The following is a 21,317-nucleotide window of genomic DNA, read 5'->3' as shown; positions in this document are numbered from 1 at the left end:
CGGTGAGCAGGGCGCGCAGCCGGGATATGTGGCTCTGCACCACGGTGCGGGCGTTGGCGGGCGGTTCGGCGGTCCAGAGCGCCTCGATGAGCTGGGCGACCGAGACGGCCCGGTTGCGGCGCAGCAGCAGCAGGGCGAGCACGCTGCGCCGCTTCTCCGGTCCGAGTCGCAGTTCTGCGCCTTCGGCGTCCTCCGCCGTAATGGCTCCGAGCAGCCGGAACTTCACCGCAGTACCCCCACCGTGTTGCGTGTTTCGTGGGGAGGCTATCGAATCGTTATCCGGCCCGGTTCACCCGCCCCGGGTCGAACGGCCCGTCAGCGCCCGCGGCGACGGCCCCTGCTCAGAGGGTGACCGCTCCGGACGGGGTGACCACGCGCAGTCCGGCCTCGTCGAGTTCGATGGCCAGCGGGGTGCCGTCCAGGGCGGCCTCGTTGAGCAGGGTGGCGCTGCCGAGGTGCCACAGCCGCAGGGTGCCGGCGGCGTCTCCGGCGGCGAGCAGCGCCTCGCCGTCGAACTCGCGGCCGACCACGGCGCGGACGGCCGCGTCGCCGCCGGTCAGCCGGGCGGTGCGGCTGCCGTTCTGGACGTCCCAGACCAGCACGGTGCCGTCGGCGGAGCCGGCGATCAGCGCGGGGCGGCCGCCGATCTCGGTGAAGGCCAGCACCTCGGCGGGCCGGTCGAGTCCTTCGCAGACCGGTCCGGCGGCGCCGCTGCCGGCGTGCCACATCCGCACCTTGAGGTCCTCGCCGGCGGTGGCGAGGATCGGCTGCCCGCCGGTGACGACGGCGGCGAGGGCGGTGATCGGGCCGTGGCCGGTGGCGAAGCGGCGGCTGTTGTCGCCGGTGGCGGCGGAGCGGACGGCGATCACGCCGTCGCGTCCGGCGGAGGCCAGCAACGGTGCCTCGCCGCCGGTGAAGGCGAGTCCGGTGACGGGGCCGGCGTGCGGGACGGGCAGCGGGTGCGCGGCGCCGTCGGCGAGGCGGTGGCTGCGGACGGCGCCGGCGGTGGTGCCGCAGACCAGCAGCGGGCCGTCGGGGCCGTCGGCGGTCACGTCCAGGGAGTGCACGGGGCCGCCGTCGGCGGGCAGTTCGAGGAGCGGGCTGCCGGTCGGGGCGTCCCAGACGGCGAGGGTGCCGTCGCCGAAGCCGGCGGCGAGCACGGCGCGGCCGTGCAGGGCGCCGGCGGCGAGCGCGGCCAGCGGGGTGCCGGGGCGGCCGGCCGGGGCGCCGTGGGCGCGGGTGCCGGTGGCGGCGTCCCAGGCGGTGATCAGGCCGGTCTCGTCGCCGGTGTACAGCACGCCGTCGGCGGCGGCCAGCGCGGTCAGCCAGTTGCCGGCGGGCCAGCCGTGCAGCGCGTGGCCGTCGTACACGTCCCAGGTGCGGACGGTGCCGTCGAGGGCGCAGGAGGCGAGCACGGGGCGCTCGTCGAGGGTGGTGAAGGCGAGGCCGGTGACGGTGCCGGTGTGGCCGGTGAGTTCGGCGACGGACTGGCCGGTGGCGAGGTCCCAGATCCGCACCTGGCGGTCGTGGCCGGCGGTGGCCAGCACGGCCTGGTCGTCGATGGTGAGGACGGCCATGGTGCGGACCTCGCCGCGGTGGCCGACCAGCAGGTGCAGCTGCTCGCCGGTGCCGGCGTCCCAGACCCGCACGGTGCCGTCGGCGGCGGCCGCGGCCAGCAGGTCGAGGCCGGCGCAGTGGGCGGCGCGCAGCACGGTGGCGCCGTGGCCGCCGGTGGGCAGGTTGCCGAGCACCCGGCCGTCGTCGGCGCGGACGGCCCGCAGGTCGCCGCCCTGGCCGGCGGAGAACGCCACCGGGATGTCGCGGCAGACCAGCGCGGCCACCGCCTGGGCGCCCTCGCCGCCGGTGGAGCCGTGCACGACCTGGCCGGTGGTGGCGTCCCACACCTGCACCGAGCCGTCGGTGCCGCCGACGGCGAACAGCGAGCGGCCGTCGGCCTCGCCGAGGGCGACGGCGGACGGGGCGAGGCCGGCGTCGGCGTCGGAGCCGCCGAGCGAAGCGGCGTCGTCGAGCGCGGTCAGCCCGAACGAGCCGTCCTCCTCGACCAGCGCGTAGGCGGCCCGGCCGCCGACGGTGCCGACGGCGGCGGCGCTGCGGGCGGCCTGCGCGGCCGGGTGGCCGAGGGCGACGGCGCCGGGCAGCGCGGCGGGCCGGCCGGGCTCGGCGAAGACCTGGGCCAGCAGGGTGGCGAACGGGGCGACGGCGGCCGGGACGGGCGCGTCGGTGCCGTCCGTCCACTGCCGGTCGGCGCGGCCGTTCAGGCCGGTGACGGTGAGTCGGCGGCCGGCGGCCGGGGCGGCGGCGCCGGGCACGGGCGCGGGGGCGTCGCCGAGCGCGGTCAGCACCCGGACGATCAGCGCGGCGTCGAGGCGGCCGGTGCGCTGCTGCCCGCCCCGGGTGGCGCGGAACCCCTCGGGGGTGATCAGCAGTTCGCCGAGCGCGCCGTCCTCCAGGCGGAGGCTGCTTCCTGACATGTCGTCACTCCTGGTTCTGGTGCGGGGAGTTGGCGTCCCCGGGGGTTCAGCAGAGGTCTTCCGGTACGAGCGTCGCGTACACGGCGTCGTGCAGCCGCAGGGTGCGCGAGCTGCGGAACAGCGCGGGGCGGTAGCCGGCCCGGCGGAAGCCGATCGCGGCGCCCGTCAGCTGGCTGGGCATGTTGTCGGCGGCGGCGAAGGCGTCGATCCGGCGCAGGCCGATCCGTTCGAAGCCGAACCGGCACACCAGCCGCATCGCGCTCTTCGCGGTGCGCAGCCGGCGGTGTTCGGGCAGCAGCCAGACCGCGATCTCCGCGCTGTCCTGCTCCGCGTCGAGGTTCACCAGCTCGCCCCAGCCGACCGCCGCTCCGGCCGCCTCCAGGGTGAAGTAGGCGGCCCGGCCGGTCTGCCAGAGCATCGGCGGGATCTCGGCGAGCCAGCGTTCGGCGGCGGCCTCGTCCTGGTGCGGGATGACCGCCTGGAGGAACTCGCGCACCAGCGGGTCGTGGGTGCCGCGCAGCACCAGCGGCGCGTCCTCGGGCCGTGGCCTGCGCAGCAGCAGTCCGTCGTCCGCCAGCGGGTCGTCCCGCACCTCGGCGAGCGCTCGCATGCGCCACCCCCGTCGCCTTCCGGGCCGCCCGGGGTTCCGCCCCGGCCGCCCGCCCCCGTCCTTCGACTACGCGTCAAGTCAACCATATTTTTTGGCCGTTACCGCACGTCAGCGGGACGTTAGTGGAACGTGAGCGGGGCCGCGCAGACTCATTGGCGGGGTTCGTCACTCCAAGTCCCGCCGCCCACCCGGCCCACCTCTCTCCCGGGCCGGGCGCCCCCGCTACGGGCGGCGGGACACCCCCTCCCCGACCGGGCTCGCGCCCTCGGGCAGCGGGGCGGCGCGCAGCTCCCGCACCACCGCCCGGACGGCGGCGGTCCGGGCCAGTTCGGGGGTGGTGACGTAGCCGACCTCCCGGTACGGGCGGTCCGCGCCGAGGTCGGTGACGGCGAGCCCGTCGGGCAGCCGGTCCAGGGTGAGCATCGGCATGATCGCCATCCCGAGGCCCTGCGCGGCGAGCGAGAGCACCACCGTGTCGTCCGAGACGTTGATGGTCGCGGACGGGATCCAGTCCTGCCGCCGCCACCAATCGGCCGTGTAGGAGCCGCAGTTCTCGTCCCAGTCGACCAGCGGCAGGCCGCGCGGATCCGGATGCCCCTGCTGGTGGGCGAGCGCGTAGCCCTCCCGGTACAGCGGCGCGCGGACCAGGCCCGGCGGGATCACCGCGCCCAGGGTGGCCAGTGCGAGGTCGGCCCGGCCGTCGGCGACCTCGCCCGCCGTGCCCCGGCCGAGGTCGCGGATCACCCGCACCTGCGGCTCCAACTCCGGGCAGCTGACGGCCAGTCGGGCCAGCACGGCGGGCAGCACCCGGCCCGCCGCACTGCGGAACGCCACGATCCGCACCGGGCCCCTCGGCACGTCCGGCTCCCCCTGCCGGGCCTCGCCGGGCAGCGCCGCCAGCAACCGCAGGATCCGCCGCGCGTGCCCCGCCACCCGCTCCCCCGCCGCGGTCGGCACCGCCCCGCGCCGCCCGCGCTCGAACAGCACCGCGCCCAGCTTGCGCTCGCACCCCCGCACCGCGTGCGACACCGCCGACTGCGTCAGCCCCAGCCGCGCCGCCGCCGCCGTGAACCCGCCGCAGTCGGCCACCGCCACCAGCACCCGCAGCTCCTGCGGGAGAAGATCGTCCGCCACCTCGGCAGCCTAGTGCCTGTTCCCCGCACCCGGAGTCGGCGGCTTCTGCGGCGTCCGGACGGTCCGCCGCCGGCGGCGCGGGCGGTCGGACAGCTGACTAGGATTCGGGCACGATCACCGACCAGCGCAGTGGGGGGCACCAGTGGGCGACAGGCGCGGCAGGAGCTTCCTGAGCCTCTTCCGGCGCCGGCGCGCGGAGGACGAACTCGCGCAGATCGACGCCGAGATCACCGCCTTCGGCGAGGCGCTCGCCCGGTACGAGTTCACCTCGTCCGGGCGGAGCGCGGACGAGGCCGCCCTCGCCGACTACGGCCGCGCCCTGGACGCCTACGAACGCGCCAAGCGGGACTTCGTCGGCGACCGCACCCGCGAGGACGCCGACGACGTCGTGCACGCCCTGTACGAAGGGCGCAGCGCGCTCGCCCGCGCCGCGGCGCGGCTGACCGACCGCCCCGTGCCGGACCACCGCCCGCTGTGCTTCTTCGACCCCCGCCACGGCCCGTCCACCACCGACTTCCCGTGGTCGCCGCCCGACGGCGCGACCCGCCCGGTCCCGGTCTGCGCGGCCGACGCCGCCCGGCTCTCCGACGGGCGCCCGCCCGTCACCACCCGGCGCCCGGCCCAGCGGCAGGCCCGCACGGCCCGGCCGGCGGCCGCCGGGCCCGCGGCGAGCGGGAACGCCGCCGCCTGGCGGCCGTACAAGACCCCTCCGCCCGGCACCCGGACGGTGCAGCAGGCCGAGGGCAGGAGCGAGCGCGAGGTCAAGCTGCACCGGCCCGACCCGGCCGAGCCGGCGCTGCTGGTGATCCGCTCGTCCTACCAGGGCGAGGTCCACCTCGTCGACGACTCCGGCCGGGCCACCCGGATCCTGGAGCACACGCTGGACCGGACGATGGTGGTCCTCCCCCCGGACGGCAGCGAGCGCGTCCGGGTGCGGGTGGAGAAGCGCGGGCCGTGGCGCATGTGGGTGCAGTCGCTCGACCACGTGCCGGCCCTGGAGCAGAGCCTCGCCTTCAAGGGCCCGTACGTCTTCCGCTACGACGGCGGGCCCGCCTCGATCCGGTTCAGCCACCGCGGCAGCGGATCCTGCTGGATCGAGGAACTGACCGACGACCTCACCCCCGGACTCCGGCTGGTCAGCGGACGCGGCAGAACCGACCTCCCGGGCGAGATCCCCGGGCCGGGCCTCTTCCGCGTCCGCGCGAACCACGACTGGAGCCTCACCCTCCACGCCTGACCAGCCGCCGTCCCGCCCCTCGCACCGGCCCGCCCGACCACCGCGCTCGCGCACACCGGCTTCAGCCCTTCCGGCGGGTGGCGACGGCGTCGTCCCCGAAGGACGCGGCGAGCGCCCGAGCGATCAGGTCCGGCAGTTCGGTACGCCCGTCGTCCTCGACCCAGCGCGTCAGCGCGGTGTGCATCGCGGCGAGGCAGGCGCCGGTCGCCGCGTGGGCGCGGAACGCGGCGTCGGGATCGGTCGCGTCGTCCCCGAGGGCGGCGACGACGGCCTGTTGCAGCGCGTACTGGCTGTCCAGGTGCCGGGCCCGTAGCGCAGGCGTCGCAACCATGAGCCGGAGGCAGTCCAGCAGGAACCGTCGATTCGCCGCCCCTTCGTCCCCGTCGCCGCCGGTCGAGGTCGTGGCCGCGTCGATGAGCGCGCTGCCGACGCGGCGCACGACGGGCTGCGTCGCGGGCGACGCGGCAACGTGCTCGGCGATGAGCCGGGCGGGCCGGTCGACGAGGACGAGGTCCTCCTTGGTGGGGAAGTGGCGGTACACGGTCATGGCGGAGACGCCGACGGCCTCGGCGACGTCGGCCACCGTCACCGCGTCGTAGCCGCGGTCGGTGAACAGCCGCACGGCGTGCGCCTGGATCAGGTGCCGCGTCTCGGTGCGCCGTCGTTCCCGCAGGCTTGGCTGCCGCTCACTCATGTGCTAGACACTAGCATCATGTTAGTGACTAACACTCAGATGGGGTGAAGGCATGGGCGGTCTGTCGGGCAGGACGGCTCTGGTGACGGGCGCGTCGCGCGGCATCGGGCAGGCGATCGCGGTTCGGCTGGCGGCAGAAGGAGCCGCGGTCATCGTGCATTTCGGCACGGACGAAGCCGGGGCCGCGGCGACCCTCGACGCGGTGGAACACGCCGGCGGGACCGGCTTCGCCGTCCGAGCCGAACTGGGCGTGGACGGCGACGTCGAGACACTCTTCTCCGGCGTGGAGGCCGGCCTGGACGGTCGGCCGCTCGACATCGTCGTCAACAACGCGGCGGCCGCACCGGCCGGCCCGCTCGGCGTCACGACGCGAGCGGAGTTCGACCGCTTGTTCGCGGTGAACGTGCGGGCGCCGTACTTCATCATCGAGCGTGCACTCCCGCTGTTGCGCGAGGGCGCCCGGATCATCTCGATCTCGTCGGCGGCAACCCGGATGGCCAACTCGTCCCAGACGTCCTTCGCCATGACGAAGGGCGCGATCGAGACGATGACCAGGACCCTCGCCGTCCAACTCGGCCCTCGGGGAACGACGGTGAACGCGGTCGCTCCCGGGGCCACCAGGACAGCGAGCAACGGAGCTGTCTTCGACGTGCCGGGCCTCACCGAACAGATCTCCGGCATGACGGCACTCAGCAGGCTGGGCGCGCCCGGCGACGTGGCCGACGTGGTCGCCTTCCTCGCCTCCGACGCCGCCCGATGGGTCACCGGGCAGGTCATCGACGCGAGCGGCGGCCTGTTCCTCGGTCCGCGCGTCTGACCGACGAAGGCCAGGCGGGGGCCAGGCGGGGGCAGCGCACTGTTTCTCCTGGCACAGGCTCAGGCGCCGACCGGTCGAGCCCGGGCGGCCCGGGTGCCGGCGGCGTACGCGACGGCCGCCGCGGCGAGCAGGACGGCGGCGGGGATCGCCAGGTTCAGCAGTTGCCGGATTCCCGCCGGGTCGCTCAGCACGTCCAGCGGGAGGCCGAGGTCGTGCAGCACGCCGAACGAGTCGCGGGTGGCGAAGACGTAGGCCAGTGCGCCGAAGCCGACCGCGAACGCGAACAGCCCGGCGCTGCGCTCGGCGAGGGCGAGCGCGAGCAGGGCGGGGGCGATCACCAGCAGCGGCGTGGCTCCGTTGAAGACGATCAGCAGCACCGACTCCAGCCACGCCGACGGCGAGCGGAAGCCGTTCCAGCCCGCCCAGGTCAGGCCCGTCGTGGCGGCCGCCAGCAGCGCCGCGACCACCAGCGGTGCGACGACCCGCCGCCCCTCGCCGGCCCGCCGGTACCAGTGGGCGAGCGCGAGGCCGCCGCCCAGCAGGGCGACCAGCCAGTACAGCCGGAACCCGCCGGGATGCGCCAGCGTGTAGCTGCCGAGGATGCCCTGGAACGAGGAGACCGGCGCGGCGCACCCCAGGTCCATGCCGGACGGCCGGGCGGGGCAGGAGAGGCCCTCCGTCAACAGCAGCGGCAGCGACAGCGCCAGCAGCGCCCCGCACACCAACAACGCGAACCAGTACCGCCGTGCCGCCGCCATCCCCGCCTGCCTCTCCCCGAACCTCTCCGACGGGCCTTGGACGGAGTGGAGCCGGAACCGGTTCCGCGCCTCAACGGGCCAGCGGCGAGCGGGCGATCACGAAGCGCTCCTTGTCGGCCTTCCACTTCAGGGGCCACGGCTCCGGCGCGGGCAGGGCCAGCACCACCTCGTAGTCACCCCGGTCCGCCCAGATCTGGGGCCAGGTCACGGACGGGCACAGCGTGTTCTGCTCCTGCAGCTTCGCCTCGAACGGCGGGTCCGGCCGGAGCGTCCACGTCTGCTCCAGGAGATGGCCCTCGCCCCCCGGGACGTCCCGCCCGATCAGCGTGAGCCCGCCACCGACGACCACGCCGTTCCTGAGGTACAGCACCCGCAGGTACGGAGCCGGCCTGTCGGTGAGCCTGACGCTGCTCACCCCGGGTCCGGCGCGGAGCGCGGCGTCGATGAGCGGACCGGTACTGCTGCCCGCCCACCCGACGGAGCTCACCGTCATCGAGTAGTCGCTGCGTTCGGGTTCGACGCCCTCGATCGACAGCGGCTGGCCGCACTGCGGCCCATCCGGGGTGTCGAGGATGGGCTGGAACGTCAGCGCGGTCACGGCCCCGCTCGCTTCGGGCTCGGCCGCCGCCGACCCGGTCGGCGCGATCGGACCGGTCGGCGCGATCGGACCGGCCGGCCCCGCCGGCCCCGCCGACCCGATCGGACCGGCCACCGCGAACACCGCGCCCGCCAGCGCCAGGACGCCCGCGGCCGCCAGCGCGGAGCGGGTCCGGCGGCGTCGGCGGACCGCCCGGGTGAGCCGTTCGGTGTCCAGTGGGAGCGGTCCGGCCAGTTCCGCCGCTTCGGGCAGAACCCTGCGCATGTCTTCCGGATTCACGTCCTCGCACCTTCCCCAAGTTCTCGACAGGCTTCCGCGAGTGCGACACCCAGCCGCGCCAGCGCGTCGCTGAGGTGTCGTTTGACCGTTCCTTCGCCGCGGCCGAGCCGCTCCGCCACCGCCGCCACCGGCAGGTCCTCGTAGTACCGGAGCACCACGCAGGCGCGCTGGGCCGGTGACAACGTGCCGAGCGCGGCCAGCAGTTGGTGCCGGTCGGCGAGCCGTTCGCTGTCGTCCGGGCCGACCGGGCGCTCGGCCAGCCGGGGCACCAGCTGCCGGTAGCGGGCCCGGCGGCGGTACTGGTCCAGGTAGCGGTTGAGCATGGTGCGGCGGACGTACCCCTCGATCTCGCCGAGTCGCCAGGCGCGGCGCGGGCGGGCGAAGACCCGCACCAGCGCCTCCTGGACCAGGTCGGCCGCCTCGGCGCGGTCCCCGGCCAGCAGGAACCCGTAGCGCTGCAGTTCCGCTCCTCGGGTCGCCACCAACTCGGCGAGCTGATCGGCCCATTCGGCCACAATCCCCCCTCTCCTCGTCTCTCACCCGTCCACACGAACGGCGGGCCGGTTTCGTTGGGGTCCGCCACAGCCATGAACGCCGCTCATGGATCGCGGCCTGCCATCGACGCCGGCCCCTGCCACCGCCGCACCGCCCGCCGTAGCGTCGTGCCTCGTCAAACCCCTTCTCCCACCGGAGCGTTCACCGTGTCCCGCACCGCCACCCGTACCGCCCGCGCCGTCCACCAGATCGCCCGCCCGTCCGGCGGCCTGCCCACGGCCGAGCAGTTCGCCTTCGTCGACGACGAGCTGCCGCCGCTCGCCGAGGGCAGCGCGCTGGTCGAGAACGCGTACCTGTCCGTGGACCCGTACATGCTCGGCTCGATGGAGGGCGGCGACGGCGGCTACGAGTTGAACGCGCCGCTGGAGGGCCGGGCGGTGGGCCGGGTGGTGGAGTCGCGCAGCGCGGCGCTGCCGGTCGGCACGGCGGTGATCCACCGCCACGGCTGGCGCACCCACGCGGTGGTGACCCGGGAGGAGGTGCGCGTCCTGCCCGACCTGCCGGGCGTCGGGCTCAGCGCGTTCCTGGGCGTCCTCGGCGGCACCGGCCTGTCCGCGTACGTCGGCCTGACCCGGATCGCCCGCCTCGCGCCCGGCGAGGACGTGTTCGTCTCGGCGGCGGCCGGCGGCGTCGGCACCGCCGCCGGCCAGCTCGCCCGGCTGCTCGGCGCCCGCCGGGTGATCGGCTCGGCCGGCTCCCGGGCGAAGACCGCCTTCCTCACCGAACGGCTCGGCTTCGACGCCGCGTTCGACTACCACGCCGGCCCGGTCGCCGAGCTGCTGAACGCCGCCGCCCCCACCGGCATCGACGTCTACCTCGACAACGTCGGCGGCGACCACCTGGCGGCCGCGATCGGCGCGATGCGCGACTTCGGCCGGATCGCCTGGTGCGGCGCGATCGCCCAGTACACCACCGAGCCGCCCGCCGCCCCGCACAACCTGTTCGACCTGGTCGGCCGCAGCATCCGCCTGGAGGGCTTCCTGGTCCGCCACCACATGGACGCCCAGGAGGAGCTGTACGAGCTGCTCGCCCCGCACCTGCGCTCCGGCCGGGTGGTCTCCCCGGAGACCGTGCTGGACGGCTTCGACCGCACCGTCGACGCCTTCCTGGGCGTGCTCACCGGCGCCAACACCGGCAAGATGCTGGTCCGGCTGTGACGCCTACTCCCTTGCCGCCAGCCGCAGTTGCTCGTCCTCGACGATCCGCACGGCGAGCGCGCGGTCGGAGACGTCCACCGCCTCGGGGGCCGACTCCGCCAGGTCGCTGCGGCGCGCGTAGCGGTCGAACAGCTCGGCCTTGCCGCGCAGCATCTCCACCAGGCCGCGGTCCAGGCTGTCGGTGGCCAGCAGCCGGTGCACCCGGACCCGGCGGATCTGACCCATCCGCTGGGCCCGGGCCACCGCCTGGTCCTCCAGCGTCGGCTTGAGCTGCGGCTCGCACAGCACCACCACGTTCGCGGCCTGCAGGTTCAGCCCGAGCCCGCCCGCCTGGATCTGGCAGAGCAGCACCGCGTGCCCGTCCACCGCGCCGAACGCGTCCACCAGCTCCTGCCGGGCCTCCGCCGCGAGCGACCCCGCGACGGTGCCCGTCACCGCCTCCCCCAGCGCCTCCCGGACGGTGGCCAGCACCTCCCGGAAGTACGAGAACACCACCACCTTGTGCCCGCTCTCGGCCGCCTCCGCCACCAGCTCGCGCAGCCGCCGCAGCTTCGCCGACTGCGCGGGACGCGCGTACGCCGCCCGCCGCATCGCCATGAAGTTGCCCTCCGCGACGGCCTCGGCGTACGCCTCGCGGTCCGGCCCCGACAGCTCCGCCCACTCGTCCACCCGCACCACGTCCGGCAGTTCGGTCAGCACGTCCTGCTGGTTGCGCCGCAGGTACGCGGGCGCGACGGCCCGGCGGAACGCGACCTGGCCGGCCGCGCCCAGGCCGGTCGGCAGCTCGGGCAGCAACTCCGGCTGCAGGTGGCCGATCAGCGTGCGGAACTCCTCCACCCGGTTCTCCATCGGCGTGCCGGTCAGGAACAGCACCCGCTCGGTCCGGCCCGCCCACTGCGCCACCAGCTCGGTCCGCCGCGCGGCCGGGTTCTTCACGAAGTGCGCCTCGTCCACCACCAGCGCGGAAATCGGATCCTGCGCCAGCGTCCGCAGCGACTCGTACGTCGCGACCAGCACCCCGCCGTCCGCCAGCCACCGCGCCCGCGCCGCCTCCCGCTCCGGCCCGTGGTAGCGGTGCGCGGCCAGCGTCGTCCGACTCGCCGTCTCCCGCTGCCAGTTGACCAGCACCGACGCCGGGCACACCACCAGGAAGCGCCGCTCGCCCGCCGCCGCCAGGTGCGCCAGCACCGCCAGCGCCTGCACCGTCTTGCCCAGCCCCATCTCGTCACCGAGCATCACCCGCTTGCGGGCCAGCGCGAACCGCGCCCCGAACGCCTGGTAGCCCCGCAACGAGACCGTGCAGCCCCGGTCGTCCAACGGCTCGGCCCGCACCGACTCGGCCAGCTCGTCCGGCAGATGGCCCTCCGCCGCGCCCCGGCCGCCCCGGTCCACCCCGGTGAGCAGGCCCTCCTCCGCGAGCAGGCCCAGCACCGCGTAGAACTCCGCCGCCCGGTGCTCGAACTCGACCCGAACCTCCAGCTCACCCGCGCCCGGCCGCAGCAGGTCCGCCCCCGCCTGCGCCAGCCGCAGCGGCAGCCCGTCGGCCTCCGCCGCCGCCACCTGCTGCTCCAGCGCCGCCACCGCCCGCCGGGCCTCCGCCCGCCGCGCGGCCCCCGCCACCAGCCCCCGCACCCACCCGCAGGCCGGCCCCGCCGCCTCCATCGGGCCGGCCAGCAGCCGCTCGACCTCCCCCGCCTCCTCGGCGGCCCGGCGCGCGCCCGGCCCCGCCACCACCAGCCGGTGCAACGCCACCAGCAGCGCGGTACTGGCCTCGTCCGGCCGTGCGGGGTCGATCCGCACCGCCGTGCTGCGCTCCACCGCCTCCGCGATCTGCCGCGCCGCCCCCACCAGCTGCTGCGCCGTCGGCCCGCCGATCCCCGGAATCCGCACCAGCTCCAGCGCGCTCGCCGCGCAGACCTGCGCCACCGTCCGGTACCCCGCCGCCGCCAGCACCCCGGTCTGCAGCCGCCCCTCCGTCACCTCCTTCAGCCGCTCGACCGGTATCCCCTCCAGCTCCCCGCGCACCAGCCCCCGGAAGATCCCCTCGTGCGCCGCCACCACCTCCCCCACGGCCCCCGCCCAGGCCGCCCCCACCCCCCGAGCCGCCTCCCGCACCCGCCCGGCCCGCCCCACAACCTCCCGCCCCCACCGCCCGTTCCCCACACCCGCACCCTTCCCTCACACCCGCCTCGTCCCGCGCATTCTGGCACCCCCCACTGCCAGGGGGCCGCGTCCGTCCAGGTGGTGCCAAGGCCTTGGGTCGCTCATATCGTCAGATTTTCATTCAGCGGTTGATTGCCTGGGCGGAAGGCCGTCTCCGACACGGGATCAGAACAGGCCAGTGGAGAGAAACCGTGGAACACCGCACGCCACCCGACCCGTCGGCGCACCGGAGCAGAGCGCTCGTCGTCCTGGCATCCCTCCTGCTCATCACCTTCACCGGCGCCGCCCGGGCCGCCGCCCCGGACGGACCTGCCCGACCGGCCGCCACAACCGATCTCGCCGGCCACGACGGCTGCGCATGGGACGGGGACGAGGAGGGGGAAGACTGGGACCGGCAGGCCCTGCGCGGCAAGCCGGTCGAGCCCCGGCGCGGCGGCCACTGCCGGGGCGCCGAGGGCCCGGCGGGTCCGCCCGGACCGGAGGGGCCCCAAGGACCGCCCGGTCCGGAGGGCCCCGAAGGACCCGCAGGCCCGCAGGGCGAGACCGGGCCCGCAGGCCCGCAGGGCGAGACCGGACCCGAGGGGCCGCCCGGGCCGCAGGGCCCCGCCGGGCCTCCCGGTACGTCGTCCTACACCTTCGTGGAGGAGACCCGCACCGTCTACGGCAACTCCTCGAACTATGCCGTCCCGGCCCCCGTCTGCCCGGACGGGACGACCCGGATCAGTGTGGGCGGCTGGGCCAGTTCCCTGAGCTCCGGCTTCTTCATCTACCAGAGCGGTTCGAACCCGATGACCGGCACGGTGTACTTCAACAGCACGCTGGGCTACAGCACCACCGTGCGGGTCTTCGCCGTCTGCGCCGCCACCTCCTGACCACCCGTCCGCTGCGGCCGCGGGTCGGGTCAGGCGAGGTCGAGGACGTCCGACAGGCCCGCGGCGGCGAAGGCGGCGGTGAGGGCGTCGCGGCCCTCGGTGAAGTGGGCCCAGCTGTCGAAGTGGACGGGGACGACGCGGTGGGCGCCGAGGATGCGGGCGGCTTCGGCGGCGCGGGCGCTGTCGAGGGTGAGGAGGTCGTTGTCGAACAGGCCGGTGCGGGCCGCGCCGGCGAAGAGGACGGCGGTGTCGACGGGGCCGAAGCGTTCGGCGATCCGGGAGACGACGTCGAGGGACGCGTTGTCGCCGGAGACGTAGACGACGGGCAGGCCGGGGGCGGTCAGGACGAAGCCGACGACCTCGCCGGTGACGGGCTCGCAGCCCTCGGGGCCGTGCTGGGCGGGGACGGCGGTGACCGTGACCGGGGTGCCCGAGGGAGCGGTCAACTCGACGCTCTGCCAAGGGGCGAGACCCTTCGCGGTGCCGCCGAGCCGCCCCGCGCCACCGACCGTGGTGAGGGTGAGCGGCACCTCGGCGAGGAACTTCCGGCCACTGTGGTCGAGGTTGTCGGGGTGCTCGTCGTGGGAGAGCAGGACGGCGTCGACCGGGCCGAGGTCGGCGGGTGCGACGGTGCCGGGGAGGGTCTTGGTGAGGAAGCGGCCGCCGCTGATCGGGTACTGGCCGGCGGCGTCGAAGGTGGGGTCGGTGAGCAGGCGCAGGCCGCCGTACTCGATCAGCGCGGTGGGGCCTCCGAAGACCTGGACGGCGGGAACGGCAGCAGCAGCAGTCATGACGAACCTCACGGAAGAGCGAGTGGTTTACCGTGAGAGGAATCTAACGGTTCGTCACGGAGAACCGCAAGCTTTTCCGTGAGAAGCGGCGCAGCCCCCAAGCGGTCTCCTCACGAGCAACCGCGGCCTTTACCATGAGACGCATGAGCCAGCGCACCACGACCGACCACACCGCCCCCGCTCCGGGCGCCGCACAGTACCCGGCCCTGGACTTCGCGAACTCGCTGCTCAGCCTGCCCGCCGGCCCGCTCGACCTGCTCGACACGCCGGAGCACGCCAGCAGTTGGCTGATCGACCACGGCCTCGCCCCGGCCGGCAGCCGGGTGTACCGGCCGTGCACCGTCCGGCTGCACGAATTCCGGGGCGCGGTGCGGGAGTTGATCGAGGCCCGCACCGCCGGCCGGCCGGCCCCGGAGGCCGCGCTCGCGGCCGTCAACACGGCGCTCACCGCCACCGCGTCCGCGCCGCTGCTGCACTGGAGCGCCGACCGCGGCCTGTACCGCGCCCACCCCCACCCGGCCGACCCGATCGCCGTCCACGCGATGGCCCAACTGGCCGCCGACGCCGCCGAGTTGCTCACCGGCCCGGACGCCGACCGGCTCGCGGCCTGCGGCGGCGCCCCGTGCACCCGGTTCTTCGTCCGCACCCACGCCGCCCGCCACTGGTGCTCCACCCGCTGCGGCGACCGGGTCCGCGCCGCCCGCGCCTACGCCAAGAAGCGCGCCGCGGCCGAAAACTGACGTTCCGTCAGAAGAAAAAGACCCCGCCCGGCCACCAGGGCCGGACGGGGTCCGAAGGAAGTCCGCAGCAGCGGAACCGCGTTACGACGCGGCCGGGCGCGGGAACGTCGGGTACTCGACGCCGGAGACGTGCTGGACGACCCGGACGACCTGGCAGGAGTAGCCGAACTCGTTGTCGTACCACAGGTACAGGATCGCGTTGTCGCCCTCGACCTTGGTCGCGCCCGCGTCCACGATGGAGGCGTGGCGGGAGCCGATGAAGTCGCTGGAGACCGCGTCGGGCGAGTCGATGAAGTCGATCTGCCGCTTCAGCGAGGAGGTCAGCGAGACCTCGCGCAGGTGGTCGAGGACGTCCTCGCGGGTGGTCTCGCGGGCCAGCTGCAGGTTGAGGATCGCGATCGAGACGTCCGGCACGGGCACCCGGATCGAGCTGCCGGTGATCTTCGCCTTGAGCTCGGGCAGGGCCTTCGCGACGGCGGAGGCGGCGCCGGTCTCGGTGATGACCATGTTGAGCGGCGCGGAACGGCCGCGACGGTCGGCCTTGTGGTAGTTGTCCAGCAGGTTCTGGTCGTTGGTGAAGGAGTGGACGGTCTCCACGTGGCCGCGGAGCACGCCGTACTCGTCCTCCATCGCCTTCAGCGGCGGGACGATCGCGTTGGTGGTGCAGGACGCGCAGGAGATGATCTGCTCGTCGGGCTTGACGGTGTCGTGGTTGACGCCGTGCACGATGTTCGGGACGTCGCCCTTGCCTGGGGCGGTCAGCACGACCTTGGCGATGCCGGGGCGCAGGTGCTTGGACAGGCCCTCGCGGTCGCGCCAGCGGCCGGTGTTGTCGATCAGGATCGCGTTGTTGATCCCGTACGCGGTGTAGTCGACCTCGCTCGGGTCGTTCGAGTAGATCACCTGGATCGCGTTGCCGTTGGCGACGATCGTGTTGGTGTCCTCGTCCACCGTGATGGTGCCCTGGAACTGGCCGTGGATGGAGTCGCGCCGCAGCAGCGAGGCGCGCTTGACCAGGTCGTCCGGGCCGCCGCTGCGGACCACGATGGCGCGCAGCCGCAGGCCGCCGGCCTTCTCGACCAGCAGGCGGGCCAGCAGGCGGCCGATCCGGCCGAAGCCGTACAGCACCACGTCGCGGGGGGCCTGGCGCTCCCGCTTGTTCTCGCCGGTGGCACCGGCCACCGCCTCGGCGGTGAACTCGGCGACGCTCAGGCCGCGGTCGTCCGCGCGGTACGCGGCGGCCAGCAGGCCCAGGTCGATCTGGGACGGGCCGAGGTCGAGGTCCGCCAGGGCCTGGAGGAACGGGAAGGTCTCGGTGATCGAGAGCTCCTCGCCGGCTATCTGGCGGGCGAAGCGGTGGGTCTTCAGGATGCTGACCACCGACTTGTTCACCAGGGATCGGCTGTGCAGCAGGACGGTGACGTCCCGCTCGCGGTGCAGCCTCCCGATGATCGGGATCATCGACTCCGCGAGCTCCTCGCGGTTCTTCCAGTCCGTGAACACGTCGTCGTTGACAGTCACAATTCAACTTTCGAGGGTAGGCCGAGCTAGGCGCCCCCATGCTAGCTTCGGCCGCCCCGCCGGCGGCGGGGTGGTCCCCCCGCTGACCAGCGGTGGTGCCCCTCACGGAGGCCGCCCGAACGTGATCGCGGACACACCGTTGACACTCTTCGACCGCTCCGGTGCAGCTCGGTACCGAATCTGACGCCACGTCAGCCGAATTCAGGCCTTGACTGGACGTGACCAAGGTCACCCACGTCGAATTCATCACTCCACGGGGTGATGTCTCATCATTTTCGGCCACTTGGGGCGTTTGGATGGAGGAGAGTGGGAGCCCCGGCCGGGCGGCCGCCCGTCTCGGGGGTGCAGGTCCGGCCGTCCGAGGCCGGGCCGCCGCGAGGAAGGGACGGCCGTCCATGCCACACCTGGCCTACCAGCGGGCCGCGCTGGTGTTCACCCTGTTCGACGCCAACGACAACGGGGTGCTCGACGCCGAGGACTTCGACCTGATGACCGAGCGCGTCCTGGAGGTCGCCGAGGACTCATCGGAGACCGACCGGCAGGCGCTGGCCGACAGCATCAGCAACTACTGGGAGGTGATGGCCAAGACGCTGGACATCGACGGCAACGGGCTGGTCACGCCCACCGAGTTCCGCGGCTTCGTCCTCAACCCCGAGCTGTTCGGCGCCACCGCCGCCGTGTTCGCCGACGCGCTCGCCAAGCTCGGCGACCCGGACGACGACGGCCTGATCGAACGTCCCCGCTTCCTCGCCCTGATGACCGCCATCGGCTTCGACAAGCCCAACATCGAGGCCCTGTTCGACGCCTTCAAGCCCGACGCCACCGACCGGATCACGGTCGAGGTGTGGGCGCAGGGCATCCGCGACTACTACTCCCCCGAGAAGGTCGGCATCGCCGGCGACCGCCTGGTCGCGAACCCGGTCTGACCTCTTCACCCGTTTTGAAGGAGCCCGTTTTGACCGCACCGCTCATCGCCCTGGCCGTCGGCCGCGGCACCGGACCGGACCTCGCCCCCGTTTTCGAGCGGGTGCTCCGCCGGATCACCCGACTGCACGGTGTGGAGGCCGAGTTGGTGCGGTCACCGCGGCTCTACCACTCGTACGTCTCGCTGCGCGCCGAGTGCGCCGACACCGCCGAGATCACCCGCCTGACCGCGCAGGACGCCGCGCACTACGAGCAGTTCTGCCGCGAGCAGGCCGCCGCCGGCGTCCGGGCGGTCTTCCGCACCGCGATCAACGCCCAGTCGCTGTACCTGGTGCGCCAGCGCCTGGCCGCCGTCAAGGTCGAGCAGCTGTCCGCGAACGGCGCCCGGCTGCTGCTGGTCCGCGACCAGGCCCAGGGGTTCTACACCGGCGAGAACCGGCACACCCCCGGCAAGGTGGTGCGCACCATGGAGTTCAGCCGGGCGGTCACCGAGCGGGTGGTGCGCTACGCGGTGCGCCGGGCCCGCGACCTGTGGCCGGAGGGCCCCGCGAAGGTGCAGATGGCGTACAAGTTCCACCTGCTGGACGGCGCGCTGGACGACTGGCGGGGCGAGCTGTCCGCCGAACTCGGCATCGAGATCGCGCTGTTCCAGCCCGACACGGTCAACCGCAACCTGATCACCCACGGCCCCGAGGACCGCACCGTGCTGATCGCGGGCAACGAATGGGCCGACATCATGCACGTGGTGCTGCTCGACCGGTACGGCTCGGAGCGGCAGGAGAATCGTTGCACCGAGAACGTGAACCTCCTTCCGGAGCTGCACGGGCTCACCGAGTACCAGACGGTGCACGGCTCCGCCGACGACCTGGCCGGCCTGGACGTGGTCAACCCGGTCGCCACCGTCCGGGCCGCCGCCCGGATCGCCGAGCGGCACGCGAACTGTCCGGGCGCCGAGGCCGCCGTCGAGACGGCGCTGGCCGCCGCGCAGGCGCACGGGGCCCGCACCCCCGACCTGGGCGGCACCGCCAAGACCACCGAGGTGGTGGACGCGGTGCTGAGCGAACTCGCCGTCGCGTTAAAGCCCTTCGTGCCCGCCGCCAGGTCGGGTGCGAACCGGGTCGCCGCCGCCGCGGGCACCGATCGGGCGGGCGCCCGATGAGCACCGGCACCGACAGCGCGGGAACGGCCCTGGTGGTCGTCGACCTGCAGAACGACTTCTGCGCGGGCCCGGTCGCCGCCGCCCGCTTCCCCAGTGATCCGGCCCGGCTGGCCCGGGTCGCCGAACGCAGCGCCGCCGCCGTCGGGCGGGCCCGGGCGCTCGGCGTCGAGGTGCTGTTCGTCCGCTTCCTGGGCGACGTCGCCCTGCAGGGGCCGGCCTGGCGGCGGCGCGACGCCGCGCTCGGCAAGCGGCCCAAGTGCCTGGAGGGCAGCTGGGGCGCCGAGTTCCACGGCGCCGTGCCGCTCCCCGGTGAGCAGGTGTTCACCAAGCAGGCCTGCTTCGACGCCTTCCTCGACCCGGCGTTCGAACCGTACCTGCGCGAGCGCGGCATCCAGCACCTGGTACTGGCGGGCCTGTTCGCCGACGTGTGCGTGGACTCCACCGCCCGGACGGCCTTCCAGCGCGGCTTCCACCTCACCGTGCTGCGCGACTGCACCGCCGCCCTCCACCTGACCGACCAGGACGTGCTGCGTTTCATGGCCCGCGTGTACGGCGCCAGGATCACCGACCTGGACGACGAACGACCTTTTGTGCTTCCGGAGTTGCCGGCGTGGCCGGAGTCGACCGCCCCCACCGCCGCGGCCGCCGAAGAGGCCGCCGCCGCGACCGCCAGGGCGGGTCAGTCGTGACGATGACCGCCACCGTCCTGGACGACCCGGGCGTCACCGCCGGGGTCGGCCGCACCGCGCTGCTGGTCGCGCACGCCCGCGCGCTGGAGGCCCGCCGGCCCGACGCGCTGGCCGTCGACCGGTTCGCCGAGCACTTCGTCCGCGCCGACCCGGGCTGCGCCGACTGGCCGCGCAACCCGGAGGAGATCCCTCCCGGCGACCCGCTGTGGGGCCGGCTGGCGAGCTACTTCGCGCTGCGCACCCGGGTGTTGGACGCCCACCTGCTGACGGCGGTGCGGGCCGGGGTGCGCCAGGTGGTGCTGCTCGGCGCGGGCCTGGACTCGCGGGCGCACCGCCTGCCGTGGCCGCCCGGCACCACCGTGTGGGAGCTGGACCGGCCGGAGGTGCTGGCGTTCAAGCAGCGGGTGCTGGACGACCTGGAGGCCGTCCCGTCGGCCTGCCGCCGCACCGTGCCGGTGGACCTGCGCGGCGAGTGGCCGCAGGCACTGACGGACGCCGGGCTCGATCCCCGGCTGCCGGTGGCCTGGCTCGCCGAGGGCCTGTTCCTGTACCTGCCGGCCGAGGCCGAGCTGGGCGTCGCGGACGCGCTGACCGCGCTCAGCGCGCCGGGCTCGACGCTGGCCTACGAGGTGAAGCTCGGCCTGGAGGCGGCCCAGGTGCGGGCCAGTCCGGTGTACGCGGCGGCCCGGGAGCGGATCGGCCTCGACCTGCTGTCGCTGTTCGCACCGGGCCCCCGCCCGGACACCGCGGCGCACCTGGGCGCGCTGGGCTGGTCGGTCACCGTCCGCACCCCGTTCGACCACGCGGCGGGCCTGGCCCGCGCGCCGCGGCCGGAGCCGGACGACGCGCTCGCCGCGAACCGCTGGGTCACCTGCGTCAAGGCCCGCTGACACCGGCGGAGCCGAAGGGGGCCGGGCGGTCGACCGCCCGGCCCCCTCGCTCGTCCGACCGGGTCCGGTCAGTACGGCTTCACCAGCGCGTGGGCCGCGCCGGGGATGCCGATCTTGAGGAGTTCGTCCTCCTCGGGCGTGGTGGGCGTGCCGGTCTCCTGCTTGAGGACGGCCCGGGACAGCGCCTGGACGAACATGGCGCGCGGGCGGCGGCGGTCCTCCCAGGCCCGGAGGGCGGCGGGCACGGTGTCGGCGGCGTCGAGCTCCTGGGCGAGCACCAGGGCGTCCTCGACGGCCATCGCGGCGCCCTGCGCTAGGTGCGGGGTGGAGGCGTGCGCGGCGTCGCCGGCCAGCACCACCCGGCCGACGTGCCAGGGCTCGTCGACGGTGACCTGGGAGATCCGCGAGTAGACCACGGTGGACGGGTCGGTGATCGCGGCCAGCGCCTCGGCGACCGGGCCGGTGAAGCCGGCCAGGCGCTCGGTGAGCTGGTGGTGGGCGTGCTCCGGGTCGGGGCGGAAGTCCTCGTCCTCGGCGACGACCGAGCCCAGGTACATCAGCTCCTCGGTGATCGGGGTGAGCAGCGCCTTCGCGGCCAGGTTGCCGGTGCTCATCACCACGCCCTGCACCTCGCTCTGCCGGGGCAGGGTGACCCGCCAGTTGGCGAAGCCGGTGTACTCGGGGCGGTAGCGGTCGCCGTACAGGCGGGTGCGCAGCGGGGAGCCGATGCCGTCGAAGCCGACCACCAGGTCGTAGCGGCCGGTGTGGCCGTCGGAGAGGGTGACGTCCACGCCCTCGCCGTCGTCGGTGAGGTCGGCGATGGTGGTGCCGAAGCGGACGGTGGCGCCGGCTTCGGTGGCGGCCCGGCCGAGGACCTGGGCGAGCGCGGGGCGCGGGATGCCGTTGTTGGCGGGGGCGCCGTCCATCTGCGGCTGCGGGATCTTCGCCAGCGGGTTGCCGGCCGGGTCGCAGATGGTCAGCACCTGCCACTCGTAGCCGGCGTCCAGGCAGGCCTCCAGGACGCCGAGTTCGCGCATCACGTGCAGGGCGTTGGAGGGCTGGATGATGCCGACGCCGAGGGCTTCGAACTGCTCGCGGAGTTCGGCGACCTCGACGGTGTGGCCGCGGCGGGCGAGCGCGACGGCGAGGCTGAGGCCGCCGATGCCGCCGCCGTGGACGAGGACGCGCAGGGGTGTTGCCATGCTCTTCTCCGATGGGGTTCGGGGGGAATGCCGGG

The 21,317-nt window shown here is 74.5% G+C and carries 21 protein-coding genes; 9 read left to right on the top strand and 12 right to left on the bottom strand.

Annotated elements, in window-relative coordinates:
- From ACWEMJ_RS25300 to ACWEMJ_RS25285, 4 genes are all read right to left on the bottom strand, one after another.
- A partial coding sequence (locus ACWEMJ_RS25300) for a winged helix-turn-helix domain-containing protein (protein WP_452139412.1) occupies nt 1-226 on the bottom strand: 226 nt, incomplete at its 3' end.
- Between the two features lie 115 nt (nt 227-341).
- Nucleotides 342-2,492 (bottom strand): hypothetical protein, encoded by a 2,151-nt coding sequence (locus ACWEMJ_RS25295; protein ID WP_452139411.1) that lies wholly within the window; start codon nt 2,490-2,492, stop codon nt 342-344.
- A 46-nt stretch (nt 2,493-2,538) separates the two neighbouring features.
- Nucleotides 2,539-3,102 carry a GNAT family N-acetyltransferase gene (locus tag ACWEMJ_RS25290; RefSeq protein ID WP_452139410.1) on the bottom strand — a complete coding sequence of 188 codons (564 nt, stop codon included), beginning with the start codon at nt 3,100-3,102 and terminating at the stop codon, nt 2,539-2,541.
- Between the two features lie 222 nt (nt 3,103-3,324).
- Entirely contained in the window at nt 3,325-4,236 is a 912-nt protein-coding gene (locus ACWEMJ_RS25285; RefSeq protein ID WP_452139409.1) for a LysR family transcriptional regulator, read from the bottom strand.
- Between the two features lie 142 nt (nt 4,237-4,378).
- Between ACWEMJ_RS25285 and ACWEMJ_RS25280 the strand changes: the two genes are divergently transcribed.
- Entirely contained in the window at nt 4,379-5,473 is a 1,095-nt protein-coding gene (locus ACWEMJ_RS25280) for a hypothetical protein (RefSeq protein WP_452139408.1), read from the top strand.
- 61 nt (nt 5,474-5,534) lie between these two features.
- On the opposite strand, the gene ACWEMJ_RS25275 is transcribed toward ACWEMJ_RS25280, so the two are convergent.
- Nucleotides 5,535-6,167 (bottom strand): TetR family transcriptional regulator, encoded by a 633-nt coding sequence (locus ACWEMJ_RS25275; RefSeq protein ID WP_452139407.1) that lies wholly within the window; start codon nt 6,165-6,167, stop codon nt 5,535-5,537.
- A gap of 52 nt (nt 6,168-6,219) precedes the next feature.
- Between ACWEMJ_RS25275 and ACWEMJ_RS25270 the strand changes: the two genes are divergently transcribed.
- Entirely contained in the window at nt 6,220-6,984 is a 765-nt protein-coding gene (locus ACWEMJ_RS25270) for an SDR family oxidoreductase (RefSeq protein WP_452139406.1), read from the top strand.
- 59 nt (nt 6,985-7,043) lie between these two features.
- On the opposite strand, the gene ACWEMJ_RS25265 is transcribed toward ACWEMJ_RS25270, so the two are convergent.
- The 3 genes from ACWEMJ_RS25265 to ACWEMJ_RS25255 all read right to left on the bottom strand — a co-directional run bounded on the left by ACWEMJ_RS25265 (nt 7,044) and on the right by ACWEMJ_RS25255 (nt 9,134).
- The gene (locus ACWEMJ_RS25265) at nt 7,044-7,742 is read right to left on the bottom strand and encodes a hypothetical protein (RefSeq protein ID WP_452139405.1); all 699 of its coding nucleotides are present in this window, start codon (nt 7,740-7,742) and stop codon (nt 7,044-7,046) included.
- A gap of 70 nt (nt 7,743-7,812) precedes the next feature.
- Nucleotides 7,813-8,619, bottom strand: a complete 807-nt coding sequence (locus tag ACWEMJ_RS25260; protein ID WP_452139404.1) for a hypothetical protein — start codon at nt 8,617-8,619, stop codon at nt 7,813-7,815.
- Nucleotides 8,616-9,134 (bottom strand): sigma-70 family RNA polymerase sigma factor, encoded by a 519-nt coding sequence (locus ACWEMJ_RS25255; protein WP_452139403.1) that lies wholly within the window; start codon nt 9,132-9,134, stop codon nt 8,616-8,618. The genes ACWEMJ_RS25260 and ACWEMJ_RS25255 overlap by 4 nt, the downstream gene beginning before the upstream one ends.
- A gap of 186 nt (nt 9,135-9,320) precedes the next feature.
- Between ACWEMJ_RS25255 and ACWEMJ_RS25250 the strand changes: the two genes are divergently transcribed.
- Nucleotides 9,321-10,331 (top strand): NADP-dependent oxidoreductase, encoded by a 1,011-nt coding sequence (locus tag ACWEMJ_RS25250; protein ID WP_452139402.1) that lies wholly within the window; start codon nt 9,321-9,323, stop codon nt 10,329-10,331.
- 3 nt (nt 10,332-10,334) lie between these two features.
- Here the strand turns inward: ACWEMJ_RS25250 and ACWEMJ_RS25245 are convergent, their stop codons facing one another.
- Nucleotides 10,335-12,494 carry a DEAD/DEAH box helicase gene (locus tag ACWEMJ_RS25245; RefSeq protein WP_452139401.1) on the bottom strand — a complete coding sequence of 720 codons (2,160 nt, stop codon included), beginning with the start codon at nt 12,492-12,494 and terminating at the stop codon, nt 10,335-10,337.
- Nucleotides 12,495-12,685: 191 nt separating this feature from the next.
- On the opposite strand from ACWEMJ_RS25245, the gene ACWEMJ_RS25240 reads away from it, so the two are divergent.
- On the top strand, nt 12,686-13,366 hold the full coding sequence (locus tag ACWEMJ_RS25240) for a hypothetical protein (RefSeq protein WP_452139400.1): 681 nt from the start codon (nt 12,686-12,688) through the stop codon (nt 13,364-13,366).
- A 29-nt stretch (nt 13,367-13,395) separates the two neighbouring features.
- On the opposite strand, the gene ACWEMJ_RS25235 is transcribed toward ACWEMJ_RS25240, so the two are convergent.
- On the bottom strand, nt 13,396-14,157 hold the full coding sequence (locus tag ACWEMJ_RS25235; RefSeq protein ID WP_452139399.1) for an MBL fold metallo-hydrolase: 762 nt from the start codon (nt 14,155-14,157) through the stop codon (nt 13,396-13,398).
- A 143-nt stretch (nt 14,158-14,300) separates the two neighbouring features.
- Here ACWEMJ_RS25235 and ACWEMJ_RS25230 point away from each other — a divergent pair, with 143 nt between their 5' ends.
- Nucleotides 14,301-14,897, top strand: a complete 597-nt coding sequence (locus ACWEMJ_RS25230; RefSeq protein WP_452139398.1) for a CGNR zinc finger domain-containing protein — start codon at nt 14,301-14,303, stop codon at nt 14,895-14,897.
- 81 nt (nt 14,898-14,978) lie between these two features.
- Here the strand turns inward: ACWEMJ_RS25230 and ACWEMJ_RS25225 are convergent, their stop codons facing one another.
- Nucleotides 14,979-16,418 carry a glyceraldehyde-3-phosphate dehydrogenase gene (locus tag ACWEMJ_RS25225; RefSeq protein ID WP_452139397.1) on the bottom strand — a complete coding sequence of 480 codons (1,440 nt, stop codon included), beginning with the start codon at nt 16,416-16,418 and terminating at the stop codon, nt 14,979-14,981.
- Between the two features lie 395 nt (nt 16,419-16,813).
- Here ACWEMJ_RS25225 and ACWEMJ_RS25220 point away from each other — a divergent pair, with 395 nt between their 5' ends.
- From ACWEMJ_RS25220 to ACWEMJ_RS25205, 4 genes are read left to right on the top strand one after another with little or no spacing between them, the layout of a single operon-like run.
- Nucleotides 16,814-17,344 carry an EF-hand domain-containing protein gene (locus ACWEMJ_RS25220; protein ID WP_452139396.1) on the top strand — a complete coding sequence of 177 codons (531 nt, stop codon included), beginning with the start codon at nt 16,814-16,816 and terminating at the stop codon, nt 17,342-17,344.
- Between the two features lie 29 nt (nt 17,345-17,373).
- Nucleotides 17,374-18,501, top strand: coding sequence for an isocitrate/isopropylmalate family dehydrogenase (locus tag ACWEMJ_RS25215; protein WP_452139395.1), 1,128 nt, complete (start codon nt 17,374-17,376; stop codon nt 18,499-18,501).
- A complete protein-coding gene (locus tag ACWEMJ_RS25210) occupies nt 18,498-19,190 on the top strand; it encodes a cysteine hydrolase family protein (RefSeq protein ID WP_452139394.1) in 693 nt (230 codons plus the stop codon). The genes ACWEMJ_RS25215 and ACWEMJ_RS25210 overlap by 4 nt, the downstream gene beginning before the upstream one ends.
- Nucleotides 19,191-19,192: 2 nt before the next feature.
- On the top strand, nt 19,193-20,080 hold the full coding sequence (locus ACWEMJ_RS25205) for an SAM-dependent methyltransferase (RefSeq protein ID WP_452139393.1): 888 nt from the start codon (nt 19,193-19,195) through the stop codon (nt 20,078-20,080).
- 68 nt (nt 20,081-20,148) lie between these two features.
- Here the strand turns inward: ACWEMJ_RS25205 and ACWEMJ_RS25200 are convergent, their stop codons facing one another.
- Entirely contained in the window at nt 20,149-21,282 is a 1,134-nt protein-coding gene (locus ACWEMJ_RS25200; protein WP_452139392.1) for an FAD-dependent monooxygenase, read from the bottom strand.
- Nucleotides 21,283-21,317: the final 35 nt, after the last annotated feature.

This window comes from Kitasatospora sp. NPDC004531, assembly GCF_053602195.1.
This window is presented reverse-complemented; position numbering and strand designations above follow the sequence as displayed.